The organism is Halomonas cupida (assembly GCF_900142755.1).
Lineage (GTDB): Bacteria > Pseudomonadota > Gammaproteobacteria > Pseudomonadales > Halomonadaceae > Halomonas > Halomonas cupida.
This window is the reverse complement of sequence record NZ_FRCA01000004.1, coordinates 1-18,939: the sequence shown is the minus strand read 5'-3', so window position 1 is coordinate 18,939 and position 18,939 is coordinate 1. Positions and strand designations below refer to the sequence as shown.

16 protein-coding genes are annotated in these 18,939 nt (G+C 59.4%); 14 read left to right on the top strand and 2 right to left on the bottom strand.

What is annotated here, in order from left to right; genetic code table 11:
• Nucleotides 1–263 precede the first annotated feature (263 nt).
• Together BUE38_RS08520 and BUE38_RS08515 are read left to right on the top strand one after the other, a co-directional pair.
• Entirely contained in the window at nucleotides 264–1,457 is a 1,194-nt protein-coding gene (locus BUE38_RS08520) for an ATP phosphoribosyltransferase regulatory subunit (RefSeq protein WP_073434707.1), read from the top strand.
• Nucleotides 1,458–1,562: 105 nt separating this feature from the next.
• Nucleotides 1,563–2,858: an adenylosuccinate synthase gene (locus BUE38_RS08515; RefSeq protein ID WP_073434705.1), complete on the top strand. Its 1,296-nt coding sequence runs from the start codon at nucleotides 1,563–1,565 to the stop codon at nucleotides 2,856–2,858.
• A 64-nt stretch (nucleotides 2,859–2,922) separates the two neighbouring features.
• Here BUE38_RS08515 and BUE38_RS08510 read toward each other — a convergent pair whose 3' ends face one another.
• Complete coding sequence (locus BUE38_RS08510; protein ID WP_073434703.1) at nucleotides 2,923–3,834, bottom strand: LysR substrate-binding domain-containing protein; 912 nt, start codon at nucleotides 3,832–3,834, stop codon at nucleotides 2,923–2,925.
• Nucleotides 3,835–3,945: 111 nt separating this feature from the next.
• Here BUE38_RS08510 and BUE38_RS08505 point away from each other — a divergent pair, with 111 nt between their 5' ends.
• The 5 genes from BUE38_RS08505 (at nucleotide 3,946) to sixA (ending at nucleotide 9,933) form a co-directional block, all read left to right on the top strand.
• Nucleotides 3,946–4,674 carry an FMN-dependent NADH-azoreductase gene (locus BUE38_RS08505; RefSeq protein ID WP_084541831.1) on the top strand — a complete coding sequence of 243 codons (729 nt, stop codon included), beginning with the start codon at nucleotides 3,946–3,948 and terminating at the stop codon, nucleotides 4,672–4,674.
• Between the two features lie 534 nt (nucleotides 4,675–5,208).
• A complete protein-coding gene (locus tag BUE38_RS08500; RefSeq protein ID WP_073434701.1) occupies nucleotides 5,209–6,780 on the top strand; it encodes a Re/Si-specific NAD(P)(+) transhydrogenase subunit alpha in 1,572 nt (523 codons plus the stop codon).
• A gap of 16 nt (nucleotides 6,781–6,796) precedes the next feature.
• A complete protein-coding gene (locus BUE38_RS08495; protein ID WP_073434699.1) occupies nucleotides 6,797–8,239 on the top strand; it encodes an NAD(P)(+) transhydrogenase (Re/Si-specific) subunit beta in 1,443 nt (480 codons plus the stop codon).
• A gap of 109 nt (nucleotides 8,240–8,348) precedes the next feature.
• On the top strand, nucleotides 8,349–9,407 hold the full coding sequence (locus BUE38_RS08490; RefSeq protein ID WP_073434697.1) for an NAD(P)H-dependent glycerol-3-phosphate dehydrogenase: 1,059 nt from the start codon (nucleotides 8,349–8,351) through the stop codon (nucleotides 9,405–9,407).
• A 31-nt stretch (nucleotides 9,408–9,438) separates the two neighbouring features.
• A complete protein-coding gene (gene sixA / locus BUE38_RS08485; RefSeq protein WP_327077514.1) occupies nucleotides 9,439–9,933 on the top strand; it encodes a phosphohistidine phosphatase SixA in 495 nt (164 codons plus the stop codon).
• A gap of 181 nt (nucleotides 9,934–10,114) precedes the next feature.
• Here sixA and BUE38_RS08480 read toward each other — a convergent pair whose 3' ends face one another.
• Entirely contained in the window at nucleotides 10,115–11,077 is a 963-nt protein-coding gene (locus tag BUE38_RS08480; protein ID WP_073434693.1) for an AEC family transporter, read from the bottom strand.
• Nucleotides 11,078–11,328: 251 nt separating this feature from the next.
• Between BUE38_RS08480 and kdgD the strand changes: the two genes are divergently transcribed.
• The 7 genes from kdgD to BUE38_RS08445 form a co-directional block, all read left to right on the top strand.
• Nucleotides 11,329–12,258, top strand: coding sequence for a 5-dehydro-4-deoxyglucarate dehydratase (gene kdgD / locus BUE38_RS08475; protein ID WP_073434691.1), 930 nt, complete (start codon nucleotides 11,329–11,331; stop codon nucleotides 12,256–12,258).
• A gap of 44 nt (nucleotides 12,259–12,302) precedes the next feature.
• On the top strand, nucleotides 12,303–13,358 hold the full coding sequence (locus BUE38_RS08470) for a type 2 periplasmic-binding domain-containing protein (RefSeq protein ID WP_073434689.1): 1,056 nt from the start codon (nucleotides 12,303–12,305) through the stop codon (nucleotides 13,356–13,358).
• 146 nt (nucleotides 13,359–13,504) lie between these two features.
• Nucleotides 13,505–13,948 carry a tripartite tricarboxylate transporter TctB family protein gene (locus BUE38_RS08465; RefSeq protein ID WP_073434687.1) on the top strand — a complete coding sequence of 148 codons (444 nt, stop codon included), beginning with the start codon at nucleotides 13,505–13,507 and terminating at the stop codon, nucleotides 13,946–13,948.
• A gap of 13 nt (nucleotides 13,949–13,961) precedes the next feature.
• Nucleotides 13,962–15,473 (top strand): tripartite tricarboxylate transporter permease, encoded by a 1,512-nt coding sequence (locus BUE38_RS08460; RefSeq protein WP_143166255.1) that lies wholly within the window; start codon nucleotides 13,962–13,964, stop codon nucleotides 15,471–15,473.
• Nucleotides 15,474–15,540: 67 nt separating this feature from the next.
• On the top strand, nucleotides 15,541–17,109 hold the full coding sequence (garD, locus tag BUE38_RS08455) for a galactarate dehydratase (RefSeq protein ID WP_073434685.1): 1,569 nt from the start codon (nucleotides 15,541–15,543) through the stop codon (nucleotides 17,107–17,109).
• An 82-nt stretch (nucleotides 17,110–17,191) separates the two neighbouring features.
• Nucleotides 17,192–18,517, top strand: coding sequence for an enolase C-terminal domain-like protein (locus BUE38_RS08450; RefSeq protein WP_073434683.1), 1,326 nt, complete (start codon nucleotides 17,192–17,194; stop codon nucleotides 18,515–18,517).
• A gap of 129 nt (nucleotides 18,518–18,646) precedes the next feature.
• The coding region (locus BUE38_RS08445; protein WP_143166254.1) for an aldehyde dehydrogenase family protein at nucleotides 18,647–18,939 on the top strand (293 nt) is incomplete at its 3' end.

The following is an 18,939-nucleotide window of genomic DNA, read 5'->3' as shown; positions in this document are numbered from 1 at the left end:
TTTACAGGACGGGTTTTTACAGGACCGGTTTTTTCGGACCAGTCTTTTCAAACCTGTCTTTTCAAACCAGGTCTACTCTGGCTGAGTGTGCTCTTCGGATCAGGGATATCTCAGGTCGAGCAACGGCACCAGGACTTTCATTGATCGCTCGCACGAGCGCGCCTCCTCGAGAGTTGCGCCGATTCATGTTGTGCACATGATTCATGCCGTGTACTGCTTCGTGTGCGTGCGATTCAGGCTCACTGTCCAAGCAGGAATCTGACATGACCATCGCTGACCGCTGGCTCTTGCCCGACGGCATGGATGAGGTGCTGCCGCCTCAAGCCAGTCGCATGGAAGAGCTACGCCGTGCGCTGCTCGACCTCTACCATCTGTGGGGCTATGACCAGGTCATGCCACCGCCGGTGGAGTTTCTCGACTCACTGTTGACCGGTACCGGGACGGATCTCGATCTACAGACCTTCAAGCTGACCGACCAACTCACTGGTCGCATGATGGGAGTCAGTGCTGACGTTACCCCCCAGATAGCGCGTATGGATGCGCACTCTCTCAAGCGCGAGGGGCCGGTGCGTCTGTGTTATTGCACCAACGTTCTGCGGGCCAAGGCCGACAAGCATCAGGGCGGGCGCAGCCCGGTACAGGTTGGCGTCGAGCTGTTCGGCCATGCCAGCCTTGCTGCGGATGTAGAGATCCTTCGTCTGGCGCTGGAAAGCCTGGCGGTGTCTGGTGCAGGTGAGATTCACCTGGCGTTGGGGCACGTGGGCATCTACCGTAATCTGGTGGTAGCAGCGGCACTTGAGCCTGAGGCCGAGCAGGCGATTTCCGCCGCCCTTGCGCTCAAGTCACCGTCACAACTGGATGAGGCGGTATCGCGCCTGATCAGTGACGCAGCCCTGGCCAACATGTTTCGTGCTCTGGGCACGCTGCATGGCGGTCCCGAAGTGCTCGAGGAGGCGCGGGAAGCCTTCAGCGAGGCACCTCAGGCCGTCAATGATGCACTCGACAAGCTGCATGAGCTCTATCAAGGCGTGAGTGCCGAGCACCCTGAAGTCTCCTGCTATTTCGATCTTGCCGAGTTGCGCGGATACCAGTACCACACCGGCATGATGTTTGCCGCCTACGTGCCGGGCTATGGCCAGGCGCTGGCCAAGGGTGGTCGTTACGACGATACCGGCAAGGCCTTTGGTCGGGCGCGACCGGCGACGGGGTTCTCCATGGACCTCAAATTGCTGGCAACGTTGGTGCTGCGTGAGCCGGACAACGATGGTGTCTGGGCACCGGCCGATGAAGGCCAGAATGGATTGAGCGAGGCCATTCAGACGCTGCGCAGTCAGGGGCGTCGTGTGGTTCAGGCTCTGCCGGGCCAACGCTCCGGCGCGGTACAGCACTACTGCCGAGAGCAGTTGGTGCCGGGAGACAACGGCTGGATAGTCGAGGCTATCGAGCCGTCCACCTGACCGACCCGCTCCAGGTGGGAAGGCCATGACAGATTTTCGGGCGCCGGCGCGCGGCGCACACACCTTGAGGTGCGCCACGGCGCAACACAGAGAGACGAGAAAGCAATGGGCAAGAACGTAGTCGTACTGGGCACCCAGTGGGGTGATGAGGGCAAGGGCAAGGTCGTTGACCTGCTGACGGAATCCGCCTCTGCCGTGGTGCGTTTCCAGGGCGGACACAATGCCGGCCATACGCTGGTGATCGATGGTGAGAAGACCGTTCTGCACCTGATTCCGTCCGGCGTCCTGCGCGAGGACAAGACCTGTGTGATCGGCAATGGCGTGGTGTTGTCGCCGGAAGCTCTGCTCAAGGAGATTCACGAACTCGAGAGCAAGGGCGTTCCGGTACGCAAGCGTCTGCGTTTGTCTCCGGCCTGTCCGCTGATTCTCGACTATCACGTGCGCCTCGACCAGGCGCGCGAGAAGGCTCGCGGCGTGGCCAAGATCGGCACTACCGGTCGTGGCATCGGTCCGGCCTATGAAGACAAGGTGGCACGTCGTGGCCTGCGTCTCGGCGACATGCTGCATCGCGAACGTTTTGCCTCCAAGCTGGGCGAAGTGCTCGACTATCACAACTTCGTACTGACCCAGTACCACGGTGAGCCGGCAGTTGATTTTCAGGCAGTGCTCGACAGCGCGATGGAAATGGCCGAGGAACTGCGTCCGATGGTCACGGATACCGTCAGCCTGGTGCATGACCTGCGCAAGAATGGCGACAACATCCTGTTCGAAGGCGCTCAGGGCTCACTGCTGGACATCGACCACGGCACCTATCCGTTCGTGACCAGCTCCAATACGACGGCTGGTGGTACGGCGACCGGTTCTGGTGTTGGCCCGTTGTATCTCGACTATGTGCTGGGCATCACCAAGGCTTATACCACTCGTGTCGGTTCCGGTCCCTTCCCGACCGAGCTGTTCGATGACCATGGCCGCCATCTGGCCGAGCGTGGCCATGAGTTCGGTGCCACCACCGGACGCGCGCGTCGTTGTGGCTGGTTCGACGCCGTAGCACTGCGCCATGCGGTACAGATCAACTCGGTCTCCGGCATCTGCCTGACCAAGCTCGACGTACTCGATGGTCTGGAAAATATCCGCGTCTGTGTCGGTTATCGCAGCAAGGACGGTGAAGTGCTCGATAACCCGGTGGATTCCGAGGGTTACGAAGCTATCGAGCCGCTCTATCAGGATCTGCCGGGCTGGACCGAGTCGACCCTGGGCGTCAAGCGTGTCGAGGACCTGCCGGCCAACGCGCGCGCTTATATCAGCTTCCTTGAGGAGCAGGTGGGCACCTCTATCGACATCATCTCTACCGGCCCCGACCGTAATGAGACCATCGTGCTGCGCAATCCCTTCGGCGACTGATCGACGAGAGGTGGTAGCACCGTAGAAACAGTGAGGCCGGCCATTGTGCCGGCCTCACTGTTTTCTACTTCTCGTTATTCTCCAAGTTCGGGCAGGCGCTTCGTATCAGCCAGTTCTCCACGGCAGCGACTGCCTCCGATTGCTGGTGGGGTCTGGCTACATTGCACTTGAGCAGGTGATAGGACATCCCCTTGAGCGTTGGTTCGGCGACGACCTCAAGCAGCCCGAGGCGTAGCTCTTCCTCGACCAGCAGCAGACTCAGCATGGCCACTCCCTGGCCGGCAATGGCCGCCTGAATGGCGTGGCTCTCATCGGAGTAGCGAATCCCTGACGCTGCAATATGCTCATCATGTCCGCAGGCGCGCAGCCAGGCGTTCCAGCTCACTTCCATACCGGCAGGAAGGTACCAGTCGAAATGAATCAATGGCCACTGTGCAATATCGGAGAGGGGCGCTGCCTTGAGCTGTGGGCTGGCCATGGGAGCAAATTGATTCTCCAGCAGTAGCGTGGTCGACAGGCCTTTGTACGGGCCGTTTCCGTAGCGGATTGCCAGATCGACGTTGCCCGACTGCAGATCAACGGGAGCGTCGCAGGCATGGATATGCAGGTTGATACCGGGATGCAGGGCCTGAAAGTCTGCCAGACGTGGCACCAGCCACTTGGTAGCGAACGCTGGCGTCGCCGAGAGCGTGACCGATGCTCGGCGAGGTTGGCGTAGACGCTCAACGGCCATTGCGATGGTATCGAAACCGCTGTGTACCGCTGTGAAAAGCTCTTCGCCTTCTGCTGTCAGTTCGACGGCTCGAACCTTGCGCAGGAACAGGCAGCGCTCCAGGTCTTCTTCCAGCACGCGGATGCGATGGCTGATGGCGGTTGCTGTGACAGACAGCTCCTCGGCAGCCTTCTTGAAACTGCTCAGGCGTGCCGCAGCCTCAAAGGCACGCAGCGCTGTCAGCGAGGGTAATCGGTAGGCCATGATGGGTGATCTCACTTCATCTGTTGGCTGAGAATATATCGTTTGTTGGCTGCCGTGGCGTTGCGGAAACTCTGTGATGAGTGATCAAGGTTCATCTATAGGAGATCCCATATGACCACACTATTGCACATCGACTCCAGCGCACGCTCCGGTAGCTCCGGTACCACTGCTCACGGCTCTCACACTCGTCGACTGACCGAACGCTTCGTTCAGCAATGGACGTCGCGGAACCCCGAAACGGAAGTGATCTACCGTGATGTCGGTCAGCGGCCGCCAGCGCCTGTCACGGGAGACTGGATTCATGCGGCTTTCACTCCGGAACATGCGCGTCAGGAGTGGATGAAGGAGACGTTGCATGACAGCGATGTGCTGGTCGACGAACTACTGAGAGCCGATGTCATTGTGGTGGGTGTGCCGATGTACAATTTCGGGCCTCCCGCGCAGTTCAAGGCATATATCGACAACATCGTGCGTGTGGGGCGTACTTTCGGGTTCGACCGGAGTCGAGAGGGGGAACCGTACTGGCCGCTACTGGAAGGCCTTGGAAAACGCCTGATCATCCTTTCCTCGCGCGGTGACTATGGCTATCAACCGGGGGGGCGGATCGCAGATCGCAATCATGTGGAGTCATCAGTTCGCAGCGCCTTTGCCTACATTGGTATTACCGATGTCTACGAAGCGGCGATTGAATACGACGAATTCGGGGACGCCAGATTGGCGGAGTCCATTGCCCAGGCGGAAGTCTCGGTGGATGACCTGGTGTCAATGCTGGCGGGTCCGTCAGTTGTAGGAGCGGTTCCGTCGCTCCGCTCCGGGGAGTCGTGCAATGTTCTGCCATGAGGCGCCTTCGCCCTGATCGGTGAACAAGGCGGTGTCTTGAGGTCGGCCATGGGGCCGGCCTCTTGCTGTTGGTTATCTCCTTGCGTCACCTGTCTGTCATTTTCTGCCATTTACCGAAGTCTGCCTGGCGTCCTGGCTCGACTGGGGTATGGTGTTGTCCTGCCGGGTGTGATCACGCCCTGTGCCGCTTGATGTCGCGATTCATGCTCGGAGGGGCATAACCTTACACCGTTGAGTAATCGTGTTCTCTTAATGGTTTCAGTCGCTTGGTGGCATGCTGCGCTGCGACAAAAACTCTGTTTGCCCCCTTGTGCAGATGACCCGCTAGAGGTAACACTGGTAGGCCTCATAACTGAGGGATTCGCTGTACGGTCCGGCAGTATCCACGGCAGTGGGGCAGGCAACTTTCACGCCTCGTACCAGAGAGGCGCGGAGGGTTGCTGTGCGTCCGAGGTTTCTGCAACTGCCTGTCGACAAGCGTTCCCCGCGACACGCATAACAAGGTAACAACGTTGGCCACATGGGAGATCCATCGTGAAGATAGGAGCACCAAGGGAAAGGTACGAGGGTGAGGCGCGGGTTGCGCTGACGCCGGAAAGTGCCGGACACATTCAGAAACTGGGGCATGAGTGCCTGATCGAGAGCGGCGCCGGTCAACTGGCGGGGTTCTCTGATGAGGCCTATGAACAGGCCGGAGTGACAGTGGTGGCGGATGCCGCCGCGTTGTTCGACCAGGCCGATATCGTCATCAAGGTGCGCGAACCCGATGACGAGGAAGCCGGCCGCCTGCGTGAAGGACAGACACTGATCAGCTTCTTCTGGCCTGCCCAGAACGAAGAGATGCTCGAGCGTTGCCGTGGGCAGGGCGCCAGTGTCATCGCTATGGACATGGTGCCGCGTATCTCGCGTGCCCAGAAGATGGACGCGTTGTCGTCCACCGCCAACATCGCCGGCTATCGTGCTGTGATCGAGGCCGGCAACCAGTTCGGGCGTTTCTTTACCGGCCAGGTGACCGCTGCCGGTAAGGTACCTCCTGCCAAGGTGCTGGTCATTGGTGCCGGTGTTGCGGGTCTGGCGGCTATCGGTACTGCCACCAGCCTCGGTGCTGTGGTGCGTGCTTTCGACGTGCGTCCCGAAGTCGCTGAGCAGATCGAATCCATGGGCGCCGAGTTCCTGTTCCTCGACTTCGAGGACAGTCAGGATGGCTCCGAGTCCGGCGGTTATGCTTCGCCTTCCAGCCCGGAGTTCCGCGAGAAGCAACTCGAGCTGTTCCGCGCGCAGGCGCCGGATATCGATATCGTCATCACCACCGCACTGATCCCGGGACGTCCGGCACCCAAGCTGTGGCTCGAAGACATGGTCGCAGCCATGAAGCCCGGCTCGGTGGTCGTCGATCTGGCGGCCGAGAAGGGCGGTAACTGTGATGCCACCGTGCCCAACGAGCGCGTTGTCACCGACAATGGCGTAATCGTCGTGGGTTACACCGACTTCCCGTCACGCATGGCGACCCAGTCGTCATTGCTGTATTCGACCAACGTTCGCCACATGTTGACCGATCTGACGCCGGAGAAGGACGGCCAGGTCGTGCACAATATGGAAGATGATGTGATTCGTGGTGCCACGGTCACCCATCAGGGGGAGATCACCTTCCCGCCGCCTCCACCCAAGGTCAAGGCCATCGCTGCAGCGAAGCCCAAGCCGAAGGAGAAGGAGCCGACGCCGGAAGAGAAGAAGGCGGCCGAGCATGCGGCCTTTGTGAAGCAGACCAAAAGCCAGGTCAGCATGCTGGCCATCGGTGGCGTGTTGATGCTGTTGCTGGGCCAGGTGGCCCCGGCTTCCTTCATGCAGCACTTCATTGTCTTTGTGCTGTCGTGCTTCGTCGGTTTCCAGGTAATCTGGAATGTCAGTCACTCGCTGCATACCCCACTGATGGCCGTCACCAATGCCATTTCCGGGATCATCATTCTCGGAGCGGTGCTCCAGGTGGGGTCCGGTAACTGGCTGGTGGCTTTGCTGGCCGGGATTTCAGTGTTGATTGCATCGATCAACATCGTCGGTGGCTTCCTGGTCACTCGTCGCATGTTGGCCATGTTCCAGAAGTCGTGAACCGCGGAGATACGATATGTTGGGTCATCAATTCGTAACCGCCGCGGCGATCGCGGCGAGTGTACTGTTCATCCTCTCATTGGGAGGACTGAGCAATCAGGAAAAGGCCAAGCGTGCGGTGTGGTATGGCATCGTCGGTATGGCATTGGCAGTCGTTTTCACCATGTTTGGCCCGGGCATCGGCCAGTACTGGCTGATGATTCCGATGATGCTGATCGGTGCTGCGATTGGTACCGTGGTGGCGAAGAAGGTCGAAATGACCGAGATGCCACAGCTGGTGGCAGCGCTGCACTCCTTTGTCGGTCTGGCCGCGGTGTTCGTGGGCTGGAATGCCGAGATGGAGCGCGCCCGAGTCATGGCAATGCGCGCCGCGGGTGAGTCGCTGGATGGCCTGTCGGCCTTCGCTGCTACGCTGGCGCACAAGACACCAGCAGAGCTGACGTTCCTGCAGGTTGAAGTCGTCCTTGGTGTATTCATCGGTGCCGTGACCTTCACCGGTTCGGTGATTGCCTTTGGCAAGCTGGCCGGCAAGATGGATGGCAAGCCGAAGCAGTACCCTGGTGGCCACTGGCTGAATGCCGGAGCGGCTGCGCTGTCGTTGGTACTGGCCATTGCCTATCTCAACGGTGCGGGCTTCTGGACGCTGCTGCTGATCGCTGTTCTGGCCTTCTTCATCGGTTGGCATCTGATCATGGGGATCGGCGGTGCTGATATGCCGGTCGTCGTATCGATGCTCAACAGCTACTCCGGTTGGGCGGCTGCTGCCATCGGCTTCACGTTGTCCAATGATCTGTTGATCGTCACTGGTGCACTGGTCGGCTCCTCCGGTGCCATCCTCTCGTACATCATGTGCAAGGCGATGAACCGCAAGTTCGTCAATGTCATCCTCGGTGGCTTCGGCGGCACCAGCGGTCCGGCGGCAGAGATCGAAGGTGAGCAGGTGGCCATCGACGCTGGTGGCGTGGCGAGTGCGCTGAATGATGCCGATAGCGTTGTCATTGTCCCGGGCTATGGCATGGCGGTTGCTCAGGCGCAGAATGCGGTCAGCGAGCTGGTACGCAAGCTGCGCTCGTCCGGCAAGAACATTCGTTTCGGTATTCACCCGGTGGCGGGGCGTCTGCCTGGTCATATGAATGTGCTGCTGGCCGAGGCCAAGGTGCCCTACGACATCGTGCTGGAGATGGACGAGATCAATGATGATCTGGCGTCTACCGATGTGGTGATCGTCATCGGCTCCAACGACATCGTCAACCCGGCCGCCCAGGAAGATCCCAACAGCCCGATTGCCGGCATGCCGGTATTGCGGGTCTGGGAAGCCAAGCAGGTCTTTGTCTGCAAGCGTGGTCAGGGTACGGGCTACTCCGGTATCGAGAACCCGTTGTTCTTCAAGGACAATACGCGCATGTTCTACGGCGATGCGCGCCAGAGCATCGATGCTCTGCTGCCGTTGCTGGACTGATCGGCGGGGAGACAATGATGTCTCGTCAATGCCGTGTGTGGAAACGCCCCTCTCGAGGGGCGTTTTTCGTTACAATCGGCGCATTATTCCGGGTCTTGATGGGGCAACCATGATCGACGAGCGCATGACGGTAGCGGTACTGGGTGGTGGCAGTTTTGGTACAGCCCTGGCCAGCATCGCCGCGGACAATGGTTATGAAGTACGTCAGTGGCTGCGAGATGCGGCTCTGGTGGAAAGTATCAATGAGGATCATCGCAATCCGCGCTATCTGCCGGACTACGAGATCAACAGCAACGTTGTGGCATCCACTGAGCTGCGCTGGGTGCTGGAGTCGGCGACCCTGGTGCTGGTCGCGATTCCGTCAAAGGCATTTGCCGAGGTGGTGCGCCAGGCGCGTCCCTGGCTCAATCCCGATCAGATCCTGGTCAGCACCACCAAGGGGATTCAACAGGATGGCTTCAAGCTGATGAGCCAGATCCTCGAGGACGAGACCGGCTTCAGTCATGTCGGAGTGCTGTCCGGCCCCAATCTGGCCTCCGAGGTTGCCGAGAAGCAACTGACCGCCACGGTCATCGCCAGTCATGATCCGCTGACACGCTCTCGCGTGCAGGCGGCACTGGGCTGTGACTACTTCCGTGTCTATGCCAGCAATGATCGTTATGGCGTTGAACTGGGCGGTGCGCTCAAGAACATCTATGCCATTGCTGCCGGCATGGCGGCATCGCTGGGAATGGGGGAGAACACGCGCAGCATGTTGATGACCCGAGCACTGGCCGAGATGAGTCGTTTTGCGGTGGCCCAGGGGGCCAATCCAATGACCTTCCTGGGGCTGGCGGGTGTCGGTGACCTGATTGTCACCTGCTCATCTCAGCTGTCGCGTAACTATCGGGTGGGTTATGCGTTGGGCCAGGGCAAGAGTCTTGACGAGGCTGTGGACGCGCTGGGGCAGGTGGCCGAAGGGGTCAATACGGTGCGCCTGGTGCGTGAGAAGGCCCATGAGGTAGGCGTCTACATGCCATTGGCCGAGGGCCTGTTCCAGGTGCTCTTCCGGGGGGTTCCCGCGAGGGACATGGCGAAACTGCTGATGCAGGGTGAACAGAGCAGCGACGTTGAATTCGTGCTGTCGCGCGAGGACGTCAAACAGGATCAGCGTGAGCAGGAAGAGTGAACGCTCCCGAACCCAAACGCTCCAGGAGTACATGATGGCCTCTCCGTTATTGATCATGCGCCATGGCGAAGCGCTGTCTGGTTTTCCCGATCATCAACGCCGCTTGAGCGACAGCGGGCGTCGTGAGGTCAGTATCATGGGGGCTTGGCTGTCGGCGCGTGAGGATCTCGAGTTGACGAAGCTGCGAGTGGTTGCCAGCCCCTATGCCCGAGCCCAGCAGACAGCAGCGTTGGTGGTGGAGGCGTTACCCAGCGTTGTCGATATCGACACCCTCGATATCATCACCCCGGATGACGTTCCAGAGGCGGTGGTCGAGTGGTTGCTCGGCGAAGCGGATGATGTGCCCTTGCTGATCGTGAGCCACATGCCGTTGGTCGCCGCCTTGACCGGCTTGCTGGTGGAAGGGCGCAGTGATTACGGTGTCGGGTTTGCCACAGCTGCGATTGCCGAGCTGACGGGAGAGGTAAGGGCCAGTGGTTGCCTGAGCCTGAGGCGGCTCACAACACCGGCAGAGGTAGAAAGCTGAGAGCATCGAGTCCCGAGCTACGAGCTACGAGCTACGAGCCGTCCAGTGCCGCCCCATGGATCACAGGAAAAAACCAGCTTCACGACGCGAGTAACGAGCGTCAAGCTAGCTAGTGTTGTCGGGGTTTGGGGTTCAAGCTCGAGCGCAGCGTACTCGTAGCTCGGGACTCGGGACTCGCCGCTTATATCAACCCCGCCACCCGCAGGATAAACACCCCGGCGGTGACGGTGATACTGGCCATCAGCGTGGTCAGGGCGATGATATTGGCGGTCAAGGTCTCATCGCCACCCATGGCCTTGGCCATGACAAAGGCTGCCGCTGCGGTGGGGCTGGCGAAGAACAGGAACAGCACGCCCAGTTCGCGGCCCTCGAAGCCGACCGCCCATGCCAGACTGGTGGCGCCGAGTGGGATCACTACCATCTTGGCCAGACTGGCACTCACTGCGGTGCGATAGCCCTTGCGCAGCGCGCGGGTGGACAGGGTGGCGCCGATACAGATCAGGGCCAGCGGTAGCGTCAGCGAGGCGAAGTAGTTGCCGGTGGTCATTGCCCAGTCGGGCAGCTCGACACCCAGCATGGCTAGCGGAGTGGCGGCCACCACCGAGATGATCAGCGGGTTGCGCAGAATATGGCGGATGATGCTGTGCCAGTCGACACCCGATCCACTGCCTTCCGCGCGGGGCTGCCAGGTGGCCAGCGCAATCACCGACAATACGTTGTAGGACAGGATCACTACGCCCAGCAGCAGGCTGCCTGTCGAGATCCCGGCGTCGCCATACATGCCCGCTGCCAATGCCAGGCCGACGATGCCGCAGTTGCCTCGGAAGGCGCCCTGGATATAGACCCCACGCAGTGGTCGCTTGACTCTCAGCATCGCCCAGCCCCAGCTGGCAGCGAAGCTGAGCAGGGTTGCCAGGGCAAAGAATCCCAGCAGCAGCGGATTGAAGGTGTTATCGAGATCAGCGCTCAATAGACTCAGGAAGATCAGGGTTGGCAGGGTGCCACGAAAGACCAGCTTCGATGCGGTATTGACGAAGGTCTGGTCGATCCAGCCGAGGCGCTTGAGTCCAATGCCGATGAAAACCATGGCAAATACCGGAAGGCTGACGTCCAGGGTACTGACAAAGATGTCGAGCAGAGACATGCGTGTTCCTGATGGGGCTCCGCAACTCGTGGCGGGCGGGGTTCTCCGAAAGGCCTGGGCCAGTGTATCCGGTACCGGGCTGGAGGAATGGTTGGTTAAAACTTTAGTCTAATCATACCATGGTCGCTCTTGTCAGTCAGTGCTGAGATGTCTAGTTTGTCATTTGTATGATGTATGACATGAAGGCTTGCCCAAAGCCTCATGTCGCTCCCACAGAGACAACGCTTCTACAGCGACAAGAGGACAACCTGGTGAGCTTCACACACAAAGATGTAAAGAAGGCGATTGGCGATGGACTGCTTTCCTTCCCGGTCACGGACTTTGATGCCAGCGGCAACTTCGATGCCGACAGCTACCGCGAGCGCTTGAAGTGGTTCATCAGCCACGAGATCTCCGCGGTGTTTGTGGCAGGTGGTACGGGGGAGTTCTTCAACCTGTCAGTGGATGAGTTCCGTCAGATCGTGCGTCTTGCGGTAGAGGTGGTGGACGGCAAGCTGCCGGTGATCGCCAGTGCTGGCCTGAGTGTCGCGACCGGTTCGACGTTCGCGAAGATCGCTGAGGAAGAGGGCGCCGATGGCATTCTGCTGATGCCGCCGTATCTGACCGAGTGTCCGCAGCAGGGGCTGGTCGAGTACGCACGTCAGATCTGTGCCTCCACGTCGATCAGTGTCATCTACTACAACCGTGGCAATGGCATCATGAACGCCGAGTCAGTGCAGCAGTTGGCAGATGCCTGTCCCAACCTGGTGGGCCTCAAGGACGGCAAGGGCGATATGCAGGCGCTCAACCGCATCATCAAGACCGTGGGTAATCGTCTGGCCTACGTCGGTGGCGTGCCGACCGCCGAGATCATCGCCGAGGCCTATCTGGCGATTGGAGTGAACACCTATTCTTCAGCGGTGTTCAACTTTGTACCGGACATGGCCGTTACCTTCTACAAGGCACTGCGTGCCGACGACAGCGATACGGTGCGCCGCATTTCACGTGAGTTCTTCCTGCCCTTCGTTGAGCTGCGTGACAACAAGTCAGGTTACGCCGTCAGTCTGATCAAGGCGGGCACGGATCTGATCGGGCGTCCTTCCGGTAGCGTTCGAGCGCCGCTGGAAATGCCCACCGAGGCTGAGCGGGCGCAACTCAAGCAACTCGTCGAGCGTGCACTGGCACTTTCAGACCAGCACTAATCCTCTGTTCCATTCCTTACAACTATAGTGACCGAGGTGATTTCATGAGTAACGCCAGGCTTGTCAAAGGCATCGGTGTCTCTGCAATGATGGCCGCAATGGCGCTGGGCTCCAGCTATGCCATGGCCGTCGATGGTCCACTGCGCGGTAATGTCCGTGTGGTCATCGGATCTTCGTCCACCGGTGGCGATACCTACCAGAATGCCAGCATCGTAGTCGATGAATTGTCCGAGAAGCTCGACCTCAACATGAAGGTTGATGCGGTCGGTGTCAGTGCGGCCTACAACGCTCTGCAGCGTGATCCGCGCGGTAATACGCTGATGATCTTCCACGATCAGTCCTACCTTGGACATCTATATGGTGTGCAAGGTTACGAGGACCCCTTCGAGAACTACATCATCGGGCCTACCATCGCTATCAACCCCGGCAATGCCTATCTGGTACCCAAGGACTCTCCGTATCAGACGCTGGACGACATCATTGCTGCGGTGGGTGAGGGCGAGACGGTGCGTGTTGCCATTCAGCCTGGCGGCGTCTCTGAAATCGGCTATACCGCGCTCAAGAACGCCATCCGCATTCTCCATCCGGGGGCGGAAGAGAACCTGGTGGCGGTCAATACCGGGTCCCAGTCGGACAAGAATCAGCTGCTGTTCGATGATCAGGCGGACTTGATCAACGGCTCAGTTCAGGCCAACGAGCAGTACACTCGTCTGCCCGAAGATGACCAGAAAGCGATGCGTTTCGTCTGGCTCACCGCCCGGCATGACACCCTTGCGCAGGCCAACGAGGAAGGCCTGGGGCAGACCGATCGTGAGACCTTGCTGCAGTTCGCCGAGCCCAATGTTCAGGTGACCATGGGGGACGACCAGAACTTTGCCTTCGATAAGGAGTTCTTCTTCCTCTACAACAAGGACATGGATCCGGCGATCGTCGAGCAGATTGATACCGCACTGGAGGAAATCTACGCCGAGGGTGAGATTCAGGAAACCCAGAAGCGCTCCTTTTTCATTCCAGACTTCATGGCGTCCAGCGAGTCCCAGGAATATCTGCGCGACAAGGCAGAGCGTTACGAAGGCATCATCGAGAGTCTGCAAGAGTAAGTCTACGCAATATGGCATCGGCGGCGGGAGCCGTCGGTGCCTTGTTGCTGCTGATACATCATCCCGGCTGACGATTGCCCTGAATTGACTGGCCACAAACGATACCAATATCACTCATCCGAGAGAGAGCCTTCGCCGGAGGCGCTATGGAAGCTTCATCCAATTCCCCGCTCAGTGTTTCGATCGACTTCGAGACATCGCACCTGTTCTTTCCCCATATCATCCACTGGGTGCTGGCCGTTCTTTTCGTGTTGGTCCTCCTGTTCCGTGTGGCGCCCTTTCTGGCGGCGGTGAAACGGGGCGAGAAGGCGCTGCCGATCCTTGGTGAGTCCAGGGATAACTTTCGCTTCTTCGGCACTCTGGTGCTGATTGTCGCCTATTTCTACCTGATGTCAGTGGTCGGGAATTTCTTCCCCTACACCGGTTATGGGTTCCTGATTACCTCAGTGGTTTTTCTGTTTCTGATGTCACTGATGTACATGCACACCAGAACGCGACGCAAGGTGGTGACGGCAGCGATCAATGCCGTAGTCGCACCGACGTTGGCGTGGGTGATCTTCGCCAAAGTCTTCTACATCACCCTGCCTTGAGAGGGACAGTCTCATGATGGATATCCTGTCGCAGTTGGACTTCACCTTCTTTCTGCTGGCCTCGATAGGCACTCTGATCGGCATCATCTTCGGTGCGATTCCCGGTATGACGGCCACCATGGCTGTCGCTGTCTGCCTGCCGCTGACCTATGCCCTGGGCCTTGAGCACGGCCTGTCGTTGCTGCTTGGTCTGTATGTCGGAGGCATCTCCGGCGGCATGGTGCCGGCCGTGCTGCTCAATATTCCTGGAACACCTTCATCGATCACCACCACCTTTGATGGCTACCCGATGGCCCAGAAGGGGGAAGGTGAGCGTGCACTGAGAGTCTGTGTGGTGGCTTCGCTGGTCGGCGGCCTGATCAGTGCTGCGGTATTGTTCCTGTTTGCCCCGCTGCTGGCAGAGTTCTCGATCAAGTTCTCCTATGTGGAAAAGTTCCTGATCATTCTGCTGGCACTGACCGTTATCGCTTCGATGTCCAACAACATGCTGGTGGGTATCTTCAGTGGGGCCATTGGTGTGTGGCTGAGCCTGATCGGCACCTATAGCCTGTCTGATGGAGGCAACGGCAATACTCGTCTGATGTTTGATTTCATGGAGCCTTATCTGTTTGAAGGTTTCTCCCTTCTGCCGGTGTTGATCGGTATCTTCGGCATCTCGACCATTCTTCTGGAAGCCGAGTCTGGCGTGAAGAGCAGCCTGACGGGCCAGAAGATCAAGATCGGCAAGGAAGGCGGCTTCTCCTTGTCCATTTTCAAGGGACGTCTCACCAACCTGGTACGTTCGTCCTTCATCGGCACCTTCGTTGGCATGCTGCCCGGTGTGGGGGGCAGTGCTGCATCGGTATTGGCCTACACCCAGGAAAAGAACCTCTCACGTGACTCCAGCGAGATGGGCAAGGGCGCTCCGCAGGGGCTGATTGCCTCGGAGTCAGCCAACAACGCCTTGACCGGTGGTGCGCTGATTCCGTTGTTGTCGCTGGGGATTCCCGGTGACTCCACCACCGCCGTGCTGATTGGTGCCTTCACACTGCAGGGCATCCAGGTGGGCCCGCTGTTCATCCCGGAAAATACCGACACCTGGTACATCATGATGGTGGCGCTGGTGGCTGCAAATATCGTGATGTTCCTGCTGATGTTCTATGCCATCAAGTACATCGCTCGTGTGGTGCTGGTACCCAAATATCTCCTCTACCCATTGATCGTGATGATGTGTGTGGTCGGCGCCTATGCCATCAACTACGGCATCATGTTTGATGTCTGGACACTGATGATCTTTGGTGTGTTGGGCTATCTGGTCCAGAAGGTTGGCCTGGAAGTTGCCCCGTTGATCATCGGGTTCATTCTGGGTAGCTCGGCGGAGGTCTACTTCGTCAAGAGTCTGGAATCCTTCGGTACGCTGTCGATCTTCTTTACCAAGAGCCCGATTGCAGTGGTGCTCTGGGGGTTGATTGCAGCGTCGGTGATCTTCTCGATTGTCATGGGCTTGAAGTCGCGCACAAGGCGCCAACTCGAGATGTCGCAGTGATCAGATCAGCCAGGATCATGCATCGACAATCAACACAACAGGACTGTCGCGCAATCAGGACAATCACATGACCGTCAGCAGTAATCAGGCAAGAATCATCCGTGTCCACCCTCAGGATAACGTGGCCATTGTGGTGCAGCAGGGTGGGCTGGAAGAGGGCACCCATATCGAAGGCGACATAACGCTGGTCGCGGCGATTCCCCAGGGCCACAAGGTGGCACTGGAGGCATTGAACACCGGTGATCGCATCATTCGTTATGGCGAAATCATCGGCACCGCGACTGCGGCAATCCCCCGGGGTGGCCACGTCAACGAAAACAATGTCCAGTTGCCGATTCCACCAGCACTCTCTGAGCTCCCTCTGGCTACCCGCAAGGCGCCGGAGATGGAGCCGCTGGAAGGCTATACCTTCGAGGGCTTCCGCAACCCGGATGGCAGTGTCGGCACGAAGAATGTGCTGGGCATTACCACCAGTGTGCAGTGCGTGGCCGGTACCGTGGATTACGTGGTTCAGCGCATCAGGCGTGAGCTGTTGCCACGCTTCCCCAATGTCGACGACGTCGTCGGCCTCAACCATGCCTATGGCTGTGGTGTGGCGATCAATGCACCGGCTGCGGTCATTCCGATCCGCACACTGAAGAACATTGCGTTGAACCCCAACTTCGGTGGCGAGGTGATGGTTATCGGGCTGGGTTGCGAGAAGCTGCAACCTTCGACGCTGGTCGATGACCGTCCGGTGAAGATCTACGCGAATACCGCCGATGCGGACCCCGAGGCCAATGTGTTGAGCCTGCAGGATGACTCCTTCGAAGGCTTTGGCGATATGGTCGACGGCATCATGGCCATGGCCGAGCGTCACCTCGAACGTCTCAACCGTCGTCAGCGTGAAACCTGTCCGGTGTCGGATCTGGTCGTGGGCATGCAGTGCGGCGGCAGCGATGCCTTCTCCGGGGTGACCGCCAACCCGGCAGTGGGTTTTGCCACAGACCTGATCGTACGTGCCGGTGGCAGCGTGATGTTCTCCGAGGTCACAGAGGTGCGTGATGCGATCCATTTGCTGACGCCCCGCGCCACGACTCCCGAGGTCGGTCAGGCATTGCTCGATCAGATGGCCTGGTATGACGACTATCTTGCCCAGGGACAGGCGGATCGCAGTGCCAATCCCTCACCGGGCAACAAGAAGGGCGGCTTGAGCAATGTGGTCGAGAAGGCGTTGGGCTCGGTGATCAAGTCGGGCAACTCGCCGATCGCCGATGTCATCGGACCCGGCGAACGTCTGCGCCGCAAGGGGCTCACATTCGCCGCGACCCCGGCCAGTGATTTTGTCTGCGGCACGCTGCAGTTTGCCGCCGGCATGAATCTGCAGGTATTCACCACCGGGCGGGGCACGCCCTACAACCTGCCCATGGCCTCGGTCATCAAGGTCTCCAGCAATTCGACGCTGGGGCGGCGCTGGCACGACCTGATCGATCTGGATGCCGGGCGTATCGCCACTGGTGAGGCCAGCATCGAGCAGGTGGGTTGGGAGCTGTTCGAGCTGATCCTGGACGTGGCCAGTGGGCGTAAGCAGGTTGCAGCAGACCGACTGGGCCTCTACAACGACCTGGTGTTGTTCAATCCAGCGCCCATCACTTGAGGTCGCACTGATTCCGTTACCGAGTCATCGACCGGTCGTCATGGACCGCTCGGTGGTCAAGAGTCATTCAGGAGAGTTATTCATGTTTCCGAAGATTACCAGGATGAACATCGTGCCCGTCGCAGGTGAGGACGGGTTCCTGCTGAATCTCAGTGGTGGCCACGCCCCCTGGTTCATTCGTTGCGTACTGGTGCTGGAAGATGAGTCCGGTAATCGCGGCGTCGGTGAGATCCCGTCCAGCGAGGGAATTCTCAAGGGCCTCGAGCAGTGCCGCTCGCTGGTTGAGGGCGCGCGGGTCAATGAGGTCAAGAAGGTACTCAGTCAGTCGCGTGCCGTGCTGTCGCGCAACGGCCCGGAAGAACGTGGCCGTCAGACCTTCGATCTGCGCGTGGCGGTGCATGTCATCACGGCCATCGAGTCGGCGCTGTTCGATCTCTTTGGTCAGGCCATGGGTATGCCGGTGGCTGACCTGCTGGGCCAGTTCGGACGTCAGCGTGATGAAGTCGAGGCATTGGGCTATCTGTTCCTGCTCGGTGATCCAGACAAGACCGATCTGCCCTATCCGAAGACCACCAACCCCGTCGATGCCTGGGATGAGGTGCGCTACCGAGAGGCAATGACGCCGGACGCCGTGGCCAATCTCGCCAGGGCTGCGTATGAGCGCTATGGCTTCAAGGACTTCAAGCTCAAGGGCGGGGTACTGCCGGGTGAGAAGGAGGCAGATTGCATCCGCGCACTCCACGAGGCATTCCCCGAAGCGCGCCTGACGCTCGACCCCAACGGCGCCTGGACGCTGGATGAAGCGGTTCGTGTACTGGAGCCGATCAAGCACCTGCTCAGTTACGCGGAAGACCCCTGCGGCCAGCAGGGCAGTTATTCCGGGCGCGAGACCATGGCCGAGTTCAAGAAGCGCACCGGGCTGCCCACGGCGACCAACATGATCGCCACCGACTACAAGCAGCTCAAGCTCGCGGTTGAACTGAACGCCGTGGATATTCCGCTGGCTGACTGCCATTTCTGGACCATGCAGGGTGCGGTGGCCGTCGGTGAACTGTGCAACGAGTGGGGCATGACCTGGGGCTCACACAGTAACAACCACTTCGACATTTCGCTGGCGATGATGACCCATGTGGCGGCGGCCTGTCCTGGTGAGATCACCGCGATCGACACCCATTGGATATGGCAGGATGGCCAACGCATCACCCGTGAGCCGTTCCAGATCCGTGATGGCAAGCTCAAGGTGCCGACGACGCCAGGGCTTGGCATCGAACTCGATGATGAAAAACTGATGGAAGCCCATCAGAAATACCGCAGTCTCGACGTCACCCAGCGCAATGATGCGATGGCGATGCAATACCTGATCAAGGGCTGGGAATTTGATCCCAAACGGCCCGCGCTCGTTCGCTGATACTGGTTTGCTGGTATCACCGGTGACGGATGCCCCGGCATCTGCCGACCATGCAGCAGCAGGTCGCGCATATGTCGACCATGCGACTTACCAGCTAGGTAATTTCAACACAGGCACAGGAGAAGCTTCATGTCTCTCGAAGGCAAGCAACTGATCGGCAGCCAGGCCGTACTGGCCACTGGCCGCCCCATCCACGGCATCAATCCGGCCACCGGCGAGACGCTGGAGCCGGGCTACCCCAGTGGCAGCCAGGCGGAGGTCGAGCAGGCCTGTGAACTGGCCTGGCAGGCGTTCGATCGCTATCGCGAAACCGGCCTGGAGGAGCGCGCCACCTTCCTCGAGACCGTGGCCAGCGAGATCGAGGCCATCGGTGATGAATTGATCGAGCGTGGCATGCTGGAATCCGGCCTGCCGCGTGCCCG